Annotated in this window: 13 protein-coding genes; 4 read left to right on the forward strand and 9 right to left on the reverse strand. The window is 69.5% G+C overall.

Annotation, left to right across the window (positions count from 1 at the left end; genetic code table 11):
- Positions 1 to 5 precede the first annotated feature (5 nt).
- The 4 genes from ACFQ0P_RS15105 to ACFQ0P_RS15120 form a co-directional block, all read right to left on the reverse strand.
- On the reverse strand, positions 6 to 500 hold the full coding sequence (locus tag ACFQ0P_RS15105) for a DUF4262 domain-containing protein (protein WP_204979465.1): 495 nt from the start codon (positions 498 to 500) through the stop codon (positions 6 to 8).
- 85 nt (positions 501 to 585) lie between these two features.
- The gene (ligA, locus tag ACFQ0P_RS15110) at positions 586 to 2,943 is read right to left on the reverse strand and encodes an NAD-dependent DNA ligase LigA (RefSeq protein WP_204979466.1); all 2,358 of its coding nucleotides are present in this window, start codon (positions 2,941 to 2,943) and stop codon (positions 586 to 588) included.
- Between the two features lie 60 nt (positions 2,944 to 3,003).
- Entirely contained in the window at positions 3,004 to 4,101 is a 1,098-nt protein-coding gene (gene mnmA, locus ACFQ0P_RS15115; RefSeq protein WP_204979467.1) for a tRNA 2-thiouridine(34) synthase MnmA, read from the reverse strand.
- A 9-nt stretch (positions 4,102 to 4,110) separates the two neighbouring features.
- On the reverse strand, positions 4,111 to 5,298 hold the full coding sequence (locus ACFQ0P_RS15120; RefSeq protein WP_204979468.1) for a cysteine desulfurase family protein: 1,188 nt from the start codon (positions 5,296 to 5,298) through the stop codon (positions 4,111 to 4,113).
- 111 nt (positions 5,299 to 5,409) lie between these two features.
- On the opposite strand from ACFQ0P_RS15120, the gene glgX reads away from it, so the two are divergent.
- The 3 genes from glgX to glgB all read left to right on the forward strand — a co-directional run bounded on the left by glgX (position 5,410) and on the right by glgB (position 11,821).
- Positions 5,410 to 7,494 carry a glycogen debranching protein GlgX gene (gene glgX / locus ACFQ0P_RS15125; protein ID WP_204979469.1) on the forward strand — a complete coding sequence of 695 codons (2,085 nt, stop codon included), beginning with the start codon at positions 5,410 to 5,412 and terminating at the stop codon, positions 7,492 to 7,494.
- A 224-nt stretch (positions 7,495 to 7,718) separates the two neighbouring features.
- Positions 7,719 to 9,647, forward strand: coding sequence for a maltotransferase domain-containing protein (locus ACFQ0P_RS15130; RefSeq protein WP_378772922.1), 1,929 nt, complete (start codon positions 7,719 to 7,721; stop codon positions 9,645 to 9,647).
- Positions 9,644 to 11,821 carry a 1,4-alpha-glucan branching protein GlgB gene (glgB, locus tag ACFQ0P_RS15135; RefSeq protein WP_204979471.1) on the forward strand — a complete coding sequence of 726 codons (2,178 nt, stop codon included), beginning with the start codon at positions 9,644 to 9,646 and terminating at the stop codon, positions 11,819 to 11,821. The genes ACFQ0P_RS15130 and glgB overlap by 4 nt, the downstream gene beginning before the upstream one ends.
- A 22-nt stretch (positions 11,822 to 11,843) precedes the next feature.
- On the opposite strand, the gene ACFQ0P_RS15140 is transcribed toward glgB, so the two are convergent.
- Together ACFQ0P_RS15140 and ACFQ0P_RS15145 are read right to left on the reverse strand one after the other, a co-directional pair.
- Entirely contained in the window at positions 11,844 to 12,791 is a 948-nt protein-coding gene (locus tag ACFQ0P_RS15140; RefSeq protein ID WP_204979472.1) for a tetratricopeptide repeat protein, read from the reverse strand.
- The gene (locus tag ACFQ0P_RS15145) at positions 12,788 to 14,650 is read right to left on the reverse strand and encodes a glycosyl transferase (protein ID WP_204979473.1); all 1,863 of its coding nucleotides are present in this window, start codon (positions 14,648 to 14,650) and stop codon (positions 12,788 to 12,790) included. Before ACFQ0P_RS15145 ends, ACFQ0P_RS15140 begins: the two co-directional genes overlap by 4 nt.
- A gap of 178 nt (positions 14,651 to 14,828) precedes the next feature.
- On the opposite strand from ACFQ0P_RS15145, the gene ACFQ0P_RS15150 reads away from it, so the two are divergent.
- Complete coding sequence (locus ACFQ0P_RS15150) at positions 14,829 to 15,890, forward strand: AI-2E family transporter (protein ID WP_204979474.1); 1,062 nt, start codon at positions 14,829 to 14,831, stop codon at positions 15,888 to 15,890.
- 3 nt (positions 15,891 to 15,893) lie between these two features.
- Here ACFQ0P_RS15150 and ACFQ0P_RS15155 read toward each other — a convergent pair whose 3' ends face one another.
- Genes ACFQ0P_RS15155 through ACFQ0P_RS15165 form a run of 3 tightly spaced genes read right to left on the reverse strand, consistent with a single transcriptional unit; the run spans position 15,894 to position 17,681 of the window.
- Positions 15,894 to 16,619, reverse strand: coding sequence for an alpha/beta hydrolase (locus ACFQ0P_RS15155; RefSeq protein ID WP_204979475.1), 726 nt, complete (start codon positions 16,617 to 16,619; stop codon positions 15,894 to 15,896).
- 26 nt (positions 16,620 to 16,645) lie between these two features.
- Positions 16,646 to 16,930, reverse strand: a complete 285-nt coding sequence (locus ACFQ0P_RS15160) for a hypothetical protein (protein ID WP_204979476.1) — start codon at positions 16,928 to 16,930, stop codon at positions 16,646 to 16,648.
- Between the two features lie 4 nt (positions 16,931 to 16,934).
- Positions 16,935 to 17,681, reverse strand: a complete 747-nt coding sequence (locus tag ACFQ0P_RS15165) for an aggregation-promoting factor C-terminal-like domain-containing protein (RefSeq protein ID WP_378772724.1) — start codon at positions 17,679 to 17,681, stop codon at positions 16,935 to 16,937.
- Positions 17,682 to 17,705 lie beyond the last annotated feature (24 nt).

Here is a 17,705-nt window from a genome sequence, read left to right on the forward strand (position 1 = left end):
CGGCGTCACCATGCGGTGAATGAGCCTGGTCGCGGCTGGATCCATACGGCTGTGGAGTACCCGTCCTCCCACGGAAAGCGGCCGTCGCGATCGTCATAGGTCAGTTGCAGGAGCTCGACGGAGACTTCGTCCGGTCGCTGATAGTAACGATTGGCCGCGAACGCGATCTCGCCGGGATTCGGGACCGTCTCCACAGTGACGCGGTGGCTCCAGCCGTCGAACTCGAGGAGCTCGCCGGGCACGATGTCGAGTCCGCCACGCACGCGATCGGCCACATCGTTCAGGAGCAGCCCGGTGGTGCGAGCATCGAGTCCGAACACCAGCAGCTCCGGATGCCCCCATCCGAACAGTCCGATCGTGTACGCGAACGGCGTCTGACGATGACGCATGTCGCCCATGACGTATTCGATGCTCATGCCGTGACTGCGGATCGTCTGCGCGGTGCGCTTGTCCTGCTGGTCGAGCCAGGCGATCGTGGCCGGATCGGGGATCATGGTCATCTCGGTGTCCTCTCATCGGGGACTTCCGACATTAGAACATACCTACGACACAGGCCCCTCGGCTCCACGCCCCGGCCCGCGCCGCTCAGCCCGCGTCGGGATCGAGGGACTCCAGCGCCGACGGACCCCGTGTGACGAGGAGCCGGAATTGCGCGGCATCGAGAATGCGCACGCCGAGCTCCTCCGCCTTGGCGAGCTTCGAGCCCGCGCCCGGACCTGCAGCGACGAAGTCGGTCTTCTTCGAGACGCTCGATGCCGCCTTGCCTCCGGCGTTGATGATGGCCTCCTGGGCCCCTTCGCGCGTGTAGCCCTCAAGGCTTCCGGTCGCCACGACGGTCAGCCCGTCGAGCACGCCCCCGCCCGCAGCGGCGGAGCCGGGTCCGGGATGACCCGGCGTGGAGAGTCGTGCCCCCGCGCGCGCCCACCGCTCCACGATCTCGCGGTGCCAGTCGACGGCGAACCAGTCGGTGAGCGAGTCGGCGATGATGCCACCCACGCCCTCGACCGCCGCCAGTTCGTCACGGGATGCCGAGCGGATGGCGTCCACCGAACCGAACCACTGTGCCAGCGCCCGAGCAGCCACCGGCCCGACATGACGGATGTTGAGTGCGACCAGGAAGCGCCAGAGGTCCTTCGTCTTGGCACGCTCGAGCTGGTCGATGAGCGTCAGCGCCTGCGCCGACGGCTGAGGCCCCTCGAGTCCGTCCTTCTTCTCGAGCGCCGTCGGATTGCGACGGAACGGCGCACGGCGAACGGGGTCACCGGACTTCTCGTCGATGCGCGGCTCACCGGTCTCGGCATCCCGCACGATCACCTCGATGGGGACCAGCTCGGCGAGGGTCAGCTCGAACAGTCCGGCCTCCGTCTCGAGGGGCGGGACCTCCGGGACCGACGGCTGCGTCAGCGCTGCGGCGGTCACTTCGCCGAGCGCCTCGATGTCGAGCGCACCGCGAGACCCGATGTGCTCCACGCGACCGCGCACCTGCGCGGGACACGCTCGCGTGTTCGGGCAGCGCAGGTCGATGTCGCCCTCCTTGGCCGGCGCGAGCGGGAAACCGCACTCGGGGCACTCCGTCGGCATGACGAAAGGACGCTCGGTGCCGTCGCGCAACTCGACGACCGGCCCGAGGACCTCGGGGATGACGTCGCCCGCCTTGCGCAGCACGACCGTGTCTCCGATCAGCACGCCTTTGGCGCGGACCACGTCCTGGTTGTGGAGCGTCGCCTGGCGCACGACGGAGCCGGCCACCCTCGCCGGCGCCATCACCGCGAACGGGGTCGCGCGACCCGTGCGGCCCACCGAGACGACGATGTCGAGCAGCTTCGTGTTCACCTGTTCGGGCGGATACTTGTAGGCGATCGCCCACCGCGGCGCCCGGCTGGTCGCTCCGAGCTCGTCGTGAAGGGCGAGCTCGTCGACCTTCACGACGACGCCGTCGATCTCGTGCTCGACGTCGTGACGATGATCGCCGTAGTGGCCGACGAATCCGAGCACGCCGTCGATGTCGTCGAAGGTGCGGTAGTACGGACTCGTGGGAAGCCCCCACTCGGCCAGCAGCGAGTAGATCTCGCTCTGAGACTCGACCGGCGGCCGCGGCCATGCCCCGATACCGTGCACGAACAGACGCAGCGAGTCCAGCCGGGCCTGTCCCGCCTCGCGCTCGAGTCCCTCCTTCTTGTCGAGCTGCTGGCGGAGTCCGCCGGAGGCGGCGTTGCGGGGGTTCGCGAAAGACGGGAAGCGGCGCTCGGCGCTCAGCCGCGCCTTCGCCTCGTCGAAGGAACGGCCGCGTGCACGGGTCTCCTCGACCGCACGATCACGCATGTCGGCCTGCAGCGCATTCAGCTCGGCGAAGGCCGCGACTGGGATGAACACCTCGCCGCGCACCTCGACGAGCTCGGGATGCCCCGACCCGGCCAGTCGCTGCGGGATGCCCGCGACGCGGACCGCGTTGACGGTCACGTCTTCGCCCGTGCGACCATCGCCGCGCGTCGCCGCAGATGTCAGGACGCCGCGCTCGTAACGCAGGCTGATGGCGAGCCCGTCGATCTTGAGCTCGGTGAGCCACCGCACGGCACGTCCCGCCCCGGACTCGGCCTTCCGGCACCAGTCCCCCAGCTCATCGAGGCTGAAGACGTTGTCGAGGCTCAGCATGCGCTCGGCGTGCTCTACCGGGGCGAACAGCGAGCTCTCCGCCGCGCCCACCGTCTGCGTGGGCGAGTCCTGACCCTGAAGCTCCGGATGGAGCCGTTCGAGCTCTTCGAGCCGATGCATCCACCCGTCGTACGTCGCGTCGTCGACGATCTCGGCGTTGCGGCCGTAGTACGCGTCACGCGCGTCGAGGATGCGTTCGGTCAGCTCCCGCGCTTCGGTCCGCGATGCCTCGAGACCCGGATCGGCGGGAAGGGCGGCGGGCGAGTCGAGAGCGGCGTCGTCATCGGTCACGCGGCAAGTCTAGGAGTGCCCGCCGACAGCGCGCGGGCCGCTCGGGACGGCGCATCCGCGCTAGGCGCCGACGGGGACGGCCGATGCCGTGCGGTCGATGGTGAACTGTCCGATCACGCGCGTGCCGTCGTACAAAACCGCGGTCTGTCCGGGGGCGACACCGTCAAACGGCGTCTCGGGGACGACCGTGATCACTCCCGCCTCCAGTGTCGCGCGCGCCGGTACCGGCTCCGCGTGCGCACGGATCTGAACATCGCAAGTGAATTCGCCCTCGGGCTGCGGGCGGCCCGCCCAGGAGTGCCGCTCCCCCGCGATCTCGGCCGTCGCGAGGGCTTCCTTCGGTCCGACGACGACCGTGTTGGAGACCGGTCGCACCTCGAGGACGAACCTGGGCTTGCCGTCCGGCGCGGGGACTCCGAGCGAAAGGCCCCGGCGCTGTCCGACCGTGAAGGCGTGGGCGCCCTCGTGCCGGCCCACGACGGCGCCTGAGCGGTCCACGACGTCACCGGACGTCGCACCGACCTTGTCTGCGAGCCACCCTCGCGTGTCGCCGTCGGGGATGAAGCAGATGTCGTGACTGTCCGGCTTCTGCGCCACCGAGAGTCCGCGCTCCTCGGCCTCGGCGCGGACGACCGCCTTCGAGGGCGTCGCGCCGAGCGGGAAGTAGGTGTGCGCGAGCTGCTCGGCGGTCAGGACGCCGAGCACGTAGGACTGGTCCTTGGCCGCATCCGACGCGCGGTGCAGCTCGAGGCCGTCAGGCCCGGAGACGAGCGTCGCATAGTGGCCCGTGCAGACCGCGTCGAAGCCCAGTTCGAGGGCCCGCTCGAGGAGCGCGGCGAACTTGATCTTCTCGTTGCAGCGCATGCACGGGTTGGGCGTGCGCCCCGCGCGGTACTCCGCCACGAAGTCGTCGATGACGTCGTCTCGGAAACGCTCGGAGAAGTCCCACACGTAGAAGGGGATGCCGAGCCGGTCGGCGGCGCGACGCGCGTCCATCGCGTCCTCGATCGTGCAGCAGCCGCGGCTGCCCGTGCGCAGCGTTCCGCCCGCGCGCGAGAGCGCGAGGTGCACGCCGACGACGTCATGCCCCGCCTCGACGGCCCGGGCGGCCGCGACAGCGGAGTCGACACCGCCGCTCATGGCCGCGAGGATCCTCATGCGAACAGTCTACGAACCCGCGCCTGGACGCGCCCCGGACGCCGCCCGCGCTCGCTCGACGACCTCCGGGAGCACCGCCAGCACCGCGGTCACGTCGTCCGCGACCGAGGTGCGACCCAGCGAGAACCTCAGCACCTGGCGTGCCTCCGCGTCGGTCCGCCCCATCGCCCGCACCACATGCGACGGCTCGGGAACACCGGCCTGGCAGGCCGAGCCGGTGGACACCGCGATGCCTTCCCGGTCCAGGAGGAAGAGCAGCGTGTCTCCGCCGGCCCCCGGGAAGAGCACGTGGGCGTTGCCCGGCAGTCGGGCCGACGCATCGCCGAGCAGCTCCGCGGAAGGAACGGCGGCGAGGATACCGCGCACGAGGTCGTCGCGGAGCGTCGCGAGACGCGCGGCCTCCGTCTCGCGCTCGGTCTCAGCCAGCTCCGCGGCGACGGCGAACGCCGCGGCACCGGCGACATCCTGCGTCCCTGCCCGCAGGCCGCGCTGCTGACCGCCTCCGTGGAGCAGCGGGGAGAGGCGCGCACGACGGGACACCACGAGCGCGCCGATCCCGACAGGACCGCCGACCTTGTGGGCGGACACGCTCATCGCCGCGAGCCCGGCGTGGGCGTCGGCATCGGCCCGCCACCCCCGGAAGCCGACCGGCATGTGTCCGAGCGCCGCGACGGCGTCGACATGAAGCGGGACTCCCGCGGCGGCGGCAGCGGCCGCGAGGACCGAAGGGTCATTGACCGTTCCGACCTCGTTGTTGGCCACCAGCCCCGTAGCCAGCGCGGCCCCCGGGAGTGCCCGCGTGAACTCGGCGGTATCGATGGCGCCGCGGCTGGACAGCGGCACCGGGCGGACCACGGCCCCCTCGCTGCCGCGCAGCCACTCCACGGCGTCCAGCGTGGCGTGGTGCTCCCCGTCGGGGAGGACCACGGCGTCCGTGCCCTCGGCACGGGACCACCAGAGACCCTTGAGCGCGAGGTTCACGGCCTCCGTCCCGCCCGACGTGAAGACGACCTCGACCGGATCGCAGTCCACGACCGCCGCCAGCCGCTCGCGCGCGTCCTCGAGAAGCCGGCGAGCGGACTGTCCGTAGCCGTGTATCGACGAGGCGTTGCCGACTTCCTCGGTCGCCGCGAGCCACGCCTCCCGCGCCTCCGGCCGCAGCGGCGCCCCTGCGGCGTGATCGAGGTAGACCGGCATGGCTCTCCTCGGTCGTCGGTGCGGCATGGGCTCAGGTGGGTTCGTTCGCTTGTGCACAGGGACCTCGCCCGCGTAACGCCCCTGACTCACTCCCTCACTACTGTAGATCGCATGCCCAGCCCCGAGTCCGCCGCGACCGCCCTCTCCCCGGGTCTGCACAGCACCGATCTCGACGACCTCGGCGTCTCGCTCGGCGACGGCGTCGGAACGCTCCGGGTGTGGTCGGGGGCCGCGAGCGCCATCGAAGTCGTGATCTTCGACGATCTCGACCTCGACTGGGCAGTCGACAGCGCCCCACTCGAGCCCGTCGGCGGGGGCGTGTGGCAGGTCACGACGCCTCTCCTGCGTCCAGGAACCCGATACGCGGTGCGCGTCGACGGACCCCATGGGCCCGGCAACACCTTCAACCGCAACACCCTGCTCACCGATCCGTACTCGCGGGGGCTTGCCCGCGGCGGCTACGACGATTGGCGCTCGGTGGTCGTCGAGGGCGGCTTCGACTGGGGCGGCGTGGCGAAGCCGCGCGTGCCCCTGGACCGGACCGTCATCTACGAGGGCCACCTCAAGGGCATGACCAAGCGCCACCCGGGGGTGCCGCCGGCCCTGCACGGCACCTATGCCGGCCTCGCGCATCCTGCGATGGTGGAGCATTTCCTCTCGCTCGGCATCACGAGCATCGAGCTGCTTCCTGTGCACGCGTTCGCCACGGAGCCCCGTCTGCTCCAGCACGGTCTCGCCAATTACTGGGGTTACAACACCCTCAACTTCTTCACGCCCCACGCCGAGTACGCCACCGAGCAGGCTCGGCGCGAGGGTCCGGAGGCGGTGCTGCGGGAGTTCAAGGGGATGGTGCGCCTGCTCCACGAGGCCGGGCTCGAAGTCATCCTCGACGTGGTGTACAACCACACGTCCGAAGAGGGAATCGGCGGGCCGCGGTCCAGCCTGCGCGGCATCGACAACCGCGCGTACTACCGCCAGCAGGACGACGGTGCCTACATCGACGTCACGGGCTGCGGCAACGCGATCGACACGTCGACGGATGCCGCGTCCCGCCTCATCCTCGACTCACTGCGCTACTGGGCCGGAGAAGTCCAGGTCGACGGGTTCCGGTTCGACCTCGCTGCGACGCTCGGTCGCGATGCCGCCCACCACTTCACGCCCGATCACCCTCTGCTCCGGGCCATCATCGACGACCCCGCCCTCGCGGACGTGAAGAAGATCGCCGAGCCGTGGGACGTCGGGATGGGAGGCTGGCAGACCGGCAATTTCGGTTCGGGCTGGAGCGAGTGGAACGACCGCTATCGCGACCGCGTCCGCAACTTCTGGCTGAGCGACATCGACTACGCCCGCCGCGCGTCCACCGCGCCGGTCGGGATCGGGGGCTTCGCCACCAGGCTCGCCGGCTCGTCGAACACCTTCGCCGTCGAGCGCGGTCCGCTGGCCAGCGTCAACTTCGTCACCGCCCACGACGGCTTCACTCTGCGCGATCTGGTGTCGTACGACGTCAAGCACAATCTCGGAAACGGCGAGCAGAACCGCGACGGCGCCGACACCAACCGGTCGTTCAATCACGGCGCGGAGGGCCCGACGACCGACGAGGCGATTCTCGCCGTGCGGCGGAAGGCGATGCGCAACCTCCTCGGGACACTGCTGCTCTCGGCCGGAGTCCCGATGCTCACCGCCGGCGACGAGTTCGGGCGAACCCAGCGTGGGAACAACAACGCCTACTGCCACGACTCCGCGCTCACCTGGTTGTCGTGGGACCACGCCCCTTGGCAGCGCGACCTGTTCGCGCATGTGCAGCACCTGCTGCGGATGCGGCGCGAGAACCCCGCGCTGCGCCCCGTGCACTTCGCGCGACTCGACGAGCACACGCCTTCGGCGTCGGTCATGGAGTGGTACGACGAGCACGGCGAGACGATGTCGATCGAGCGCTGGACGAACCCTGCGCACCGCACGCTCCAGTACGTCGCGGCATCCACACCGGAGCACGAGGACTTCAACCGCATCCTGCTCATCGTCCACGGCACCGAGCATCCGACCCAGGTGACCCTGCCCGAGATCGAGGGTGTGCTGCGCTACGTGCCCCTGTGGTCGAGCGCCGACGAAGCCCCCGCCGAGTCGGCGCCCGCACGCGAACCGGGCGATGTCGTCCCGGTGCCCGGCACGTCGATGCACCTCTTCCGCGCCGAGTGATCTTGGCGGCGCGGCACGCGCCGCGCAAGCTCCTATCGACGCGTCGACGCGGCCGGTAGGTTCGAGTCGTGGCACCGAGCAAGAATCCGACCCCCGATCGCCCGTGGCGAAGCGCGTCTGCGCTCCCCCTCCGACCCGCTCGCGAACAGCGCTCCCCCTTCGCGACCAAGACCGGACGGATCCCCCTCACCAAGCCGTTCCCGTCGATCCCCGGCGAGCCCTACATGCCGAAGGCGTTCAACGGCGAGGCGGTCCCCTTCTCGGTGACGTCGTTCCGCGAGGGGCACGACCGGATCGGGGTGCACCTCCGACTTCACTCGCCGTCGGGCGACGAGTCGCTCCACGGCGTGACAGCCCTCGAGAACGGCCTGGACCGTTGGGTCACGACGGTCGCGCTGCTCGAGGACGGTGTGTGGTCTTTCCGTTTCGAAGCGTTCGGCGATGACTTCCTCACGTGGCAGCACGCGGCGGACGTGAAGATCGAGGCCGGCGTCGACGTCGAGCTGATGCGGGAGATGGGCGCGCTGTTGTTCGATCGCGCCGCAGCGGAGAAGGATCGGCCCGCCGCCGAACGTAAGACGCTGTCGGGCGCGTCGACCGCCCTGAGAGACGAGCAGATCGGCGTGGAGGGGGCACTCGCCGTCGTCCGCGACCCGGCGATCGCTCGCTTCTTCGCGCAGCGTCCGGTGATGTCGATCGCGTCCCAGGGTCCGCTCCTGGAACTCCTCGTGGAGCGTGAGCGCGCGGGAGTCGGCTCGTGGTACGAGTTCTTCCCGCGCAGCGAGGGCGCGAAGCGCTTCAAGGACGGGCGCGTCAAGCCCGGCAACCTCCGCACCGCACGGGCACGCATGCCCGCCGTGCGCGACATGGGCTTCGACGTGCTGTACATCCCGCCCGTCCACCCGATCGGCATGACGAACCGCAAGGGTCGCAACAACACCCTGACGGCCGAGCCGGGAGATCCCGGGTCGCCGTACGGCATCGGATCTCCCGACGGCGGACACGACGCCGTCGCACCCGAGCTCGGCACGATGGCGGACTTCCGTGCCTTCGTCCGCGCCGCCGCGGAGAACGGGCTCGAGGTCGCGCTGGATCTGGCACTCAACGCCTCGCCCGACCATCCGTGGGTGACGGAGCATCCGGAGTGGTTCGTGCGGCTTCCCGACGGAAGCATCGCCTACGCGGAGAACCCGCCCAAGAAGTACCAGGACATCTATCCGGTCTACTTCGACACCGACCCGGTGGGCGTGTACGCCGAGGTCCTCCGCGTCGTGCGCCACTGGATCGCGCAGGGGGTCACCATCTTCCGCGTGGACAACCCCCACACCAAGCCGCTGGAGTTCTGGGAGTGGCTGATCGCGACGATCAACGCCGAGCGCCCGGACATCGTGTTCCTCGCGGAGGCCTTCTCGCGGCCCGAGGTCATGCAGACCCTGGCCAAGGCGGGTTTCCAGCAGAGCTACTCGTACTACACGTGGCGCAACACCAAGAAGGAGCTCGAGGAGTTCTTCACCTCGATCGCCACCGAGACGGCCGACTTCATGCGGCCGAACCTCTTCGTGAACACCCACGACATCCTGACCGAGTATCTGCAGTTCGGCGGCCGGCCCGCGTACGCCATCCGGGCCGCCCTCGCCGCCACCGCCGCACCCACCTGGGGCGTCTACGCCGGATACGAGCTGTTCGAGAATGTGGCCCGCCCGGGCTCCGAAGAGAACATCGACAACGAGAAGTACGAGATCAAGGTCCGCGACTGGGCGGGCGCGGAGGCGCGCGGCGAGTCGCTCGCGCCCTGGCTGCGTCGCCTCAACGAGATCCGCCGCGAGCACCCTGCCCTGCGGCAGCTGCGCAACCTCACGATCCACTGGAGCGACGACGACGCCATCCTCGTCTACGCGAAGCATCTTCCCGCGGCGCTCTCCCCCACCGGCCGCACCGACACGATCATCGTCGTGGCGAACACCGATCCGCACTCGGTACGGCAGACCATGGTGCACCTCGACACCCGCGTGTGGGGGGTCGAGCCGGGCGAGCCGTTCGAAGTCGAGGATCTCGTGACGGGGGCGCGCTGGACCTGGTCCGATCACAACTTCGTGATGCTCGATGCGTTCACCGATCCGGTGCACATCCTCCACGTGAAGGAGAAGTCATGACGCCGTCAGACGAGGTGCTGGACGCTGTCGCCGCGGGAGCGCACCACGATCCGCACGCCGTGCTCGGCATCCATCCCGCTTCCGACGGAAACGGAGACACCGAGTTGATCGTGCGTGCGCGACGCCCGCTGGCCGGCAGCGTCACCGCGGTGTTCGTGGACGGCGCCCGCGTGCCGCTCGAGCACGTCCGGTCCGGCATCTGGGAAGGAAGGCGCTCCGGCGACCTGAGACGCTACGAACTCGTCACGTCGTACCCGGATGCCCCGGACTTCGTGGCCGATGACCCCTACCGCTTCGCCCCGACGATCGGCGAACTGGATCTTCATCTCATCGGGGAAGGGCGCCACGAGGAGCTGTGGCGCGTGCTGGGCGCGCACGTGCGCGAGCACGACGGCTGCAGCGGCACCGCCTTCACGGTCTGGGCCCCCAACGCACGCGCCGTCCGGGTCACCGGCTCGTTCAACGACTGGGACGGCATGGGTCACACCATGCGCTCCATGGGAGGCACGGGCGTGTGGGAGCTGTTCGTCCCGGGAGTGGGTGCGGGCACCGCCTACAAGTTCGAGCTGCTGGGCCGCGACGGCGCTTGGGTGATCAAGGCCGACCCGATGGCCCGCTTCGCAGAGATCCCCCCGGCGACGGCATCCGTCGTCGTTCAGTCCTCCTACCGCTGGGAGGACGAAGATTGGATGTCGCGCCGCGCGCGAGAAACCCCGGTCTCCCGCCCGATGTCGGTCTACGAGCTCCACTTCGGCTCGTGGCGCCCGGGACTGTCCTACCGCGACGCCGCCGATCAGCTCATCGACTACGTGACGGCGCAGGGCTTCACCCACATCGAGTTCCTGCCGCTCGCCGAGCACCCCTTCGGCGGCTCATGGGGGTACCAGGTGACCGGGTACTACGCTCCCACGAGCCGGTTCGGGCACCCCGACGACCTGCGCTATCTGATCGACCGGCTCCACCGGGCCGGCATCGGCGTGATCATGGACTGGGTGCCCGGCCACTTCCCGAAGGACTCGTTCGCCCTCGCGCGCTTCGACGGCGAGCCCCTCTACGAGCACGCCGACCCGCGGCGCGGCGAGCATCGAGACTGGGGAACCCTCATCTTCGACTACGGACGCAGCGAGGTGCGCAACTTCCTCGTGGCGAACGCGCTCTACTGGTTCGAGGAGTTCCACGTCGACGGGCTCCGCGTCGACGCGGTCGCCTCGATGCTCTACCTCGACTACTCCCGTGAACCCGGGGAGTGGGTCCCGAACGTGCACGGTGGACGTGAGAACCTCGAGGCGATCGGATTCCTGCAGGAGGTCAACGCCACCGCCTACAAGCGCTACCCCGGCATCGCGATGATCGCCGAGGAGTCGACGAGCTTCCCCGGCGTCACCGCCCCTACCTCGCAGGCCGGGCTCGGCTTCGGCTTCAAGTGGAACATGGGGTGGATGAACGACTCCCTGCAGTACATCAAGCGCGATCCGATGTACCGCTCCCACCACGAGGGCGAGCTGTCGTTCTCCTTCGTGTACGCCTTCAGCGAGAACTATGTTCTTCCGATCAGCCACGACGAGGTGGTGCACGGCAAGGGCAGCCTCTTCGGCCGGATGCCGGGTGACCACTGGCAGAAGCTGGCGAACATGCGGGCATTCCTCGCCTACATGTGGGGTCACCCGGGCAAGCAGCTGCTCTTCATGGGCCAGGAGTTCGGTCAGCTCTCCGAGTGGTCCGAGGGCAGACCGCTCGACTGGTGGCTGCTCGACCAGCCGTCCCACGCCCAGCTCCAGGAATTCGTGGGCGCACTCAACCGCGTCTACCGCGACCACTCCGCACTCTGGTCCCGTGACAGCGACGGCGCCGCCTTCACCCGCCTGGGCGCTCCCCAGTGGAACCCGAACGTCGTGGCGTTCTCACGGCGTGACTGGCATGGCAACTCCGTCGCGGTGATCTGCAACTTCTCGGGGGTGCCGATCGCCTCGTACGAGCTGGATCTGCCTGAGCACGGGGTGTGGCACGAGATCCTCAATACGGATGCCGAGGCCTACGGAGGCTCCGGGGTGGGCAATCTCGGGATGGTGTACGCCGGCGACGGCGGCCGTGCTTCGCTCGTGCTGCCGCCGCTCGGGGTGCTGTGGCTGCGACACGATCCGCAGGCCCACATCGCCTCGCCCACACAGGGTTAGCGGAGGGTCGGTCAGCGGCGCGTCAGAACAGGAGCGAGGCCAGCGAGCTCCTCGCGCGGACGACGCGGGGGTCGGCGTCGCCCACGAGCGCGAACAGCTCGAGGAGGCGCTCTCGCACCGGGGTGCGCTCGTCGGCCGGAAGCTGGGCGAACAGCTCGAGGAGCCGACCGAACGCGTCGTCCACGTGTCCGCCCGAGAGGTCGAGGTCCGCGACCGCGAACTGCGCGGCGACGTCGGTCGGCGCATCCGCCGCTGCTGCCCGCGCCGTATGCAGATCGAGACCGTGCACGCGATCCAGCAGGCGCACCTGGCCGAGCCCGGCACGCGCGTCGGCGTCACGGGGGTTCTCGGCGAGGGCCTTCTCATACGCGGCGATCGCTCGCGGGTAGTCGCCCACCTCGATCGCTGCGAAGGCCTCCGCGTGCAGCGGGGGCAGCGGTGGCTCTGCCGGTCCGGTCTCCTCAGCGGTCCCGGCGTCCGCCGCGACGGGAACGGTTCCGGTGACGCCGTTCTGCGCGGCGAGCTGGAGCAGCTGAGCGAACACGTCGCGCACCTGCTGCTCCGGCACAGCCCCGGTGAAGAGGGGGACGGGCTGACCGGCGACGAGCGCCACGACCATCGGGATGGACTGCGCGCGGAACGCCTGCGACAGTTGCGGGTTCGCGTCGACGTCGACCTTCGCGAGCACCAGCCTGCCGCCGAGCTCGGTGACGACGCGCTCGAGCACCGGGCTCAGCTGCTTGCAGGGTCCGCACCATTCGGCCCACAGGTCGACGACGACCGGCACGGTGCGGGACAGCTCGAGGACCTGGGGGAAGGTCTCATCGGTGACGTCCATCACGAGCGAGGCGACGGCCTGCGGACCGCCCGGTTCCGCTGATGCTCCCGCCGGCGTCGGTGCGGGCCGGTTGCGCAGCGCTGAGAGGTCCACCGCGCCGCGCAGCGCGGCGCCCGATGAGGGATCGGTCACTTGATCACCTTCGCGTTGAGGATGTCGGACGAGTACCCGAGGAGACGGATCTTCTCGGTCGAGCCCTGACCGGGCACGTAGAAGAACACCTGATCGGTGAAGGTGGTCGTGAAGCCTGTCGCCGACTGATCGGCGCCGGCCAGTGCCTTCACGGTCGCGTTGTTCTCGAGCTTGATCACCGCGTCCTCGTTGGTCGGCTTGACGGTGTCGGTCTCGTTGATGTTGACGGCGACGATCGCCCCGCTCTCCACCGTCGCGATGGCGAAGGGAGGGAACGTGCCGGGCGATGACGAGAAGGTCAGGCTGCCGGTCTGCGATGCGGTCTGATTGAACTCGTCGAGCCGGGCCTGGCGGTCCACCGCGATCCGCTCCCGCAGTTCGTCGCCCTCGGCCTCGAACATGTCGTAGAACTCGCTGTCCTCACCCTTGTTGATGATGTCGGAGTACGCTGCCGCGAGGTCCTCCGGCGCGATCGCGAGGAACTGGGAGTTCGGAGCCGGCTGAACAGCGCCGATGTAGACGGGGTGCAGGTCGGGCATCGTGGTGGACGCCTCGAGGCTCGCGACGTAGGAGAGCTTGTAGGGCGCCCAGGCATCCGCCTGGGTCAGCACCATGATGCTCGAGGTCTTCGTCTCGTCGTCGTCGACGACGGCCATGACGGAGCGCGGCCAGCCGTCGTACGCCTGCGGGAGGACGATCTCGAGCGGCTTCGTGAGGATCGCCGGAGGCACCGCGTAGTCCGGGATCGCTCCCCGCAGGGCGTAGTTGGTCGAGCGGGCCGCTAGCGCGACGCCATCGAGGCGCGTCGCGGCGAGCTTCTCGTCCATCTCGGCGTCCGCGTCGGCGACGGTGTCCGCGATGCGCGCAAGGATCCGCTCGGCCTGGGGCTTGGTCACGGCAGGCGCCTGCTGCCCCTCCGGCACGACGACCGTTGCGGTGGGCGACGGTGTCGGCGTCGCGGAGAACTGCGGCCACGCGTCGGCGGAGCATCCCGTGAACAGGAGCGCCGAGACGGCCACGACGGGGAGCACGGCGAACGCGCGCCGGCCGGATCCCACGGCGCGGCGGGTGGACGGAGTGGAGCTGATGACGCCCTTGTCGGCGCCCTCGACCGCGAGATCGATCGGCTCGGTCACCGGCAGCGGCAGCCCCTTGCGTCGGGGACCGCGTGCGCGGCGCGCATGACGGATGGCGAGGATGTAGAGCATCACGCCGATCGCCAGCACGATCCCGCCCCCGACGATGAGGGGACCCGCCCACGGGGTCGCGTTCTGGATCGGCCACGTGATCGTCACGGTCGTCGGGGCCGGCGCGTCGCCGTCCGACGCGATGAGCACGCTCATGCCCTCGGGAAGCTGGAGCGGCGCGATCAGAATGTCACTCTGGGCGAACTCGTCGAGCCACAGGTCGGATCCGACGGGGCTGCGGGCAGGCGCCTCTTCGGCGGCCGCCTCCTCCGCCGCGGCATCCTCCGCCGCAGCATCCTCCGCCGCAGCGTCCTCTGCCGCAGCTTCGTCGGCGGGCTCGGCGGGCGCCTCCGGCTCGATCAGCTCTGTCTCGACCTGTCCCGACCCGCTCACGGTCACGGAGTTGTACGAGGTGTCCGACAGCCAGGCCTGAACGTCGGCAGTGCGGCCGTAGGCGGCGAAGATCTCGCCCTCCCCCTGCGCACGCAGCGTCTGCGATCCGGCGTACTGATTCAGCACGGACCCGTCGATGACGAGGTAGGGAGCGGGCTCCGAGGACGAGATCGACGCGACGGTCGTGTCGGGCCCCTGGAAGATCGTCCGCTGGGCGACGCCCGCCCCGATCATCACCGCAGCGAGCACGAACGCCGCGACGGCCCATACGAAACGCACGAAGAAACACCTTTCCGATATCCGCCCGGAAGCCGCGGACACTCGATTCGACATTTCAGACTATCGAAATCGACCTGAAAGCGTCCCGGGAGGCGCCATTCCCCGGACTGAGGGTCCCCAGTGCGTATCCTGACGAGACAGGATTCGGCGATCGCGTCGAGGACGGCGGGGAGGCCGAATGAAGGTTCACAATCCGTTCCGGGTCGCATTCGTCGCGACACTCGGAGTCGGGCTCGGCCTGCTGCTGATCGGCAGCATCCAGACGCTGTCGACGATCCTGCTCTACGTCGGCACCGCGCTGTTCCTCTCGCTCGGCCTGGACCCGATCGTGGCATGGCTCGAGCGGCGCAAGCTTCCTCGATGGGCGGCGGTGCTCATCACGATCCTCGCCGTGCTGGCCGCCTTCGCCGGCATCATCCTCATGGTCGTGCCGATCATCGTCGGCCAGATCACCCAGCTCGTCGCCGACATCCAGGACCTCTTCGCGAAGGGGTTGAACCCCGTCACCGAGCTCCGGAAGTGGATGTCCGACACCTTCCCGGCCCTCAACGTCGACGAGGTCTTCACGTACCTCAACGACTGGTTCGAATCCATCGACGTCGGGGCGATCGGCGAGCAGATCGGTGGCGGCATCATCGCCGTCAGCGGGGCTGTCCTCGCAGGATTCGCCGGCGCCTTCATCGTGCTGATCCTCACGATCTACTTCACGGCATCCACCCCGAACCTCAAGCGCGCGGTCTACCAGCTCGTGCCGGCTTCGAAGAGGGCCCGCTTCATCGATCTCGGCGAGCAGATCACCGACTCGGTCGGCTATTACGTCATCGGCCAGCTCAGCCTCGGAATCATCAACGGCGTGCTCAGCGCGATCTTCCTGTCGATCATCAACGCGCCGTTCCCCGCCGTGCTCGCGGTCATCGCGTTCTTCTTCTCGCTCATCCCTCTCGTGGGCACCCTGACGGGCTCGACGATCATCGTGCTGTTCTGCCTCGGCCTCGGCTCCCCCACCACGGCGCTGGTCGCCGCGATCTACTACCTCATCTACATGCAGATCGAGGCGTACATCATCTCCCCGCGCATCATGGGCCGCGCGGTCTCCGTGCCGGGCGCGGTGGTCGTGATCGCCGCCCTGGCGGGCGGAGCGCTGCTCGGTCTGCTGGGCGCGCTCGTCGCGATCCCCGTGGCGGCGAGCATCCTGATCATCTACCGCCAGGTGGTCATCCCCCGCCAGAACGAGAGGTGACTCTCACCCCTCGACGACGGGTCCGTCCCACTCCGTCGGCAGCGGCAGCGCGTCGGGGTTGACCGCCGCGACGATCTCGGTGAGGACGCGGCGGGTCTGGTTCTCCCCCACCCACAGGTGCTTGCCGCCCTCGACGGGGATCAGCACCGTATGCGGCACGCTCGCGAATCGGGATGCCGCGGCATCCGGTCGCAGGTAGTCATCGAACTCCGGCACGACCACGACGAGGTGCCGAGGGTCTCCCGCCCACGCGGCGACCTCGTCGTCGGTGGCGCGGTGAAGAGGCGGCGAGAGCAGAACCGCGCCCTCGATGTCGTGATCGCGCCCGTATTTGAGCGCGATCTCGGTACCGAAGGACCAACCGACGAGCCACGGCCGGGGTAGACCGCGCTCGCGCACGAAGTCCACCGCCGCGGCGAGGTCGAACGCCTCGCCGTGTCCGCCGTCGAACGCGCCCTCGCTGGTCCCGCGGGGGGAGGTCGTTCCCCTGGTGTTGAAGCGCAGCACAGCAAGGTCCGCGAGGGCGGGGAGCCGTCCGGCGGCCTTGCGGAGGATATGGGAGTCCATGAATCCGCCGGCGGTCGGCAGCGGGTGGAGCGTCACCAGCGTGGCCGCGGGCTCCCCATCCTCGGGGAGGGCGAGCTCGCCGACGAGGGTGAGCCCGTCGATCGTTTCCAGTTCGATGTCCTCCCGACGCGCGGGGAGAAGCATCGGTCCGCGGATCTCCATGTCAACCGATCCTCTGCGAGGGGCCGTCAGGCCGTCTTCCAACAGTGCTGATGCCAGTGGCGGCGCGCGGCGAGGTCGGCGCGGTCGCCGAGCACTCCGTCCGCCCGCCAGACCACCACATGCGCGAGGCCGGAGGGGATCTCTCGTCCGCAGCCGGGGCACACGTACGTCTTCTGGGCCTGCGCGGCCGACACCGGCTGCACGGTCCACTCCCATCCACGGCGCACGTCGGTGCGCTTCCACCCGGCGAGGAGGCGCTCGAAAGAGTCGTCGCCGCTCGGATCCGGACGGCGGCGGTTCGACCGCGGCACCGGCTCAGTACCAGCCGACGCTCTGCGAGTGACCCCAGGCACCGCACGGCGTGCCGTACCGGCCGCCGATGTAGCCCAGGCCCCACGTGATCTGCGTCGCCGGGTTGGTCTCCCAGTCGGCCCCCGCCGACGCCATCTTGTTGCCGGGAAGCGACTGGGGGATGCCGTACGCACCGGACGAGGCGTTGTACGCGTTCACGCGCCAGCCCGACTCTTTGTTCCACAGCGCCACGAGGCATGCGAACTCCGCATCGCCCCATCCTCGGCCGAGGACCATCTCGTACGCGATCGCCTGGGCGGTGCCGGGATCCGGCGTCACGAAGGGCGGCGCCCAGCCGGTCGACGCCGAGGAACTCTCGACGGCGGGGGGCGGCGGCGGCTCGGGCTCCGGCTCCGGTTCGACGTAGACGGAGTAGCTGTCGCGATCGAGAGCGCGGGCGGCCGTCTGCTCATCGGTCTGCTCGCCGGACGCAAAGCTCTGCACGTCGCCCACGGATTTCTCGTACAAGGACATGACCGGGCCCTGCTCGGCGTTCGCGCCACTGAGTGCGAGACCCGTCGGACCGACGTATGCGGCGACGAATCCGACAGCCGCGAACGCGGCGAAGACTCCGAGGACACCTCGGCGCCGGGACCACCGCTGGGTCGGTGCGGGACCTCGGCGAGGGGACGGGGCCGGCGTCTCCGCGAGCGTCGAGACACCGTGACGGCGTGAACGCCGAGTCGGGATCAGCTCGTTTCCGGAAGTCACAGTGGCCCGAGTCTACCGATCGAT

It is taken from the genome of Microbacterium insulae (genome assembly GCF_042677065.1).
GTDB classification, from domain to species: Bacteria; Actinomycetota; Actinomycetes; order Actinomycetales; family Microbacteriaceae; genus Microbacterium; species Microbacterium insulae.

Bases quoted from the DNA above. Each gene is read 5' to 3' on its own strand.
- ACFQ0P_RS15150 (WP_204979474.1), top strand. From the start codon at position 14,829: ATGAAGGTTCACAATCCGTTCCGGGTCGCATTCGTCGCGACACTCGGA.
- ACFQ0P_RS15130 (WP_378772922.1), top strand. From the start codon at position 7,719: ATGCCGAAGGCGTTCAACGGCGAGGCGGTCCCCTTCTCGGTGACGTCG.
- glgB (WP_204979471.1), top strand. From the start codon at position 9,644: ATGACGCCGTCAGACGAGGTGCTGGACGCTGTCGCCGCGGGAGCGCAC.
- ACFQ0P_RS15105 (WP_204979465.1), bottom strand. From the start codon at position 500: ATGACCATGATCCCCGATCCGGCCACGATCGCCTGGCTCGACCAGCAG.
- mnmA (WP_204979467.1), bottom strand. From the start codon at position 4,101: ATGAGGATCCTCGCGGCCATGAGCGGCGGTGTCGACTCCGCTGTCGCG.
- glgX (WP_204979469.1), top strand. From the start codon at position 5,410: ATGCCCAGCCCCGAGTCCGCCGCGACCGCCCTCTCCCCGGGTCTGCAC.
- ACFQ0P_RS15155 (WP_204979475.1), bottom strand. From the start codon at position 16,619: ATGGAGATCCGCGGACCGATGCTTCTCCCCGCGCGTCGGGAGGACATC.
- ACFQ0P_RS15120 (WP_204979468.1), bottom strand. From the start codon at position 5,298: ATGCCGGTCTACCTCGATCACGCCGCAGGGGCGCCGCTGCGGCCGGAG.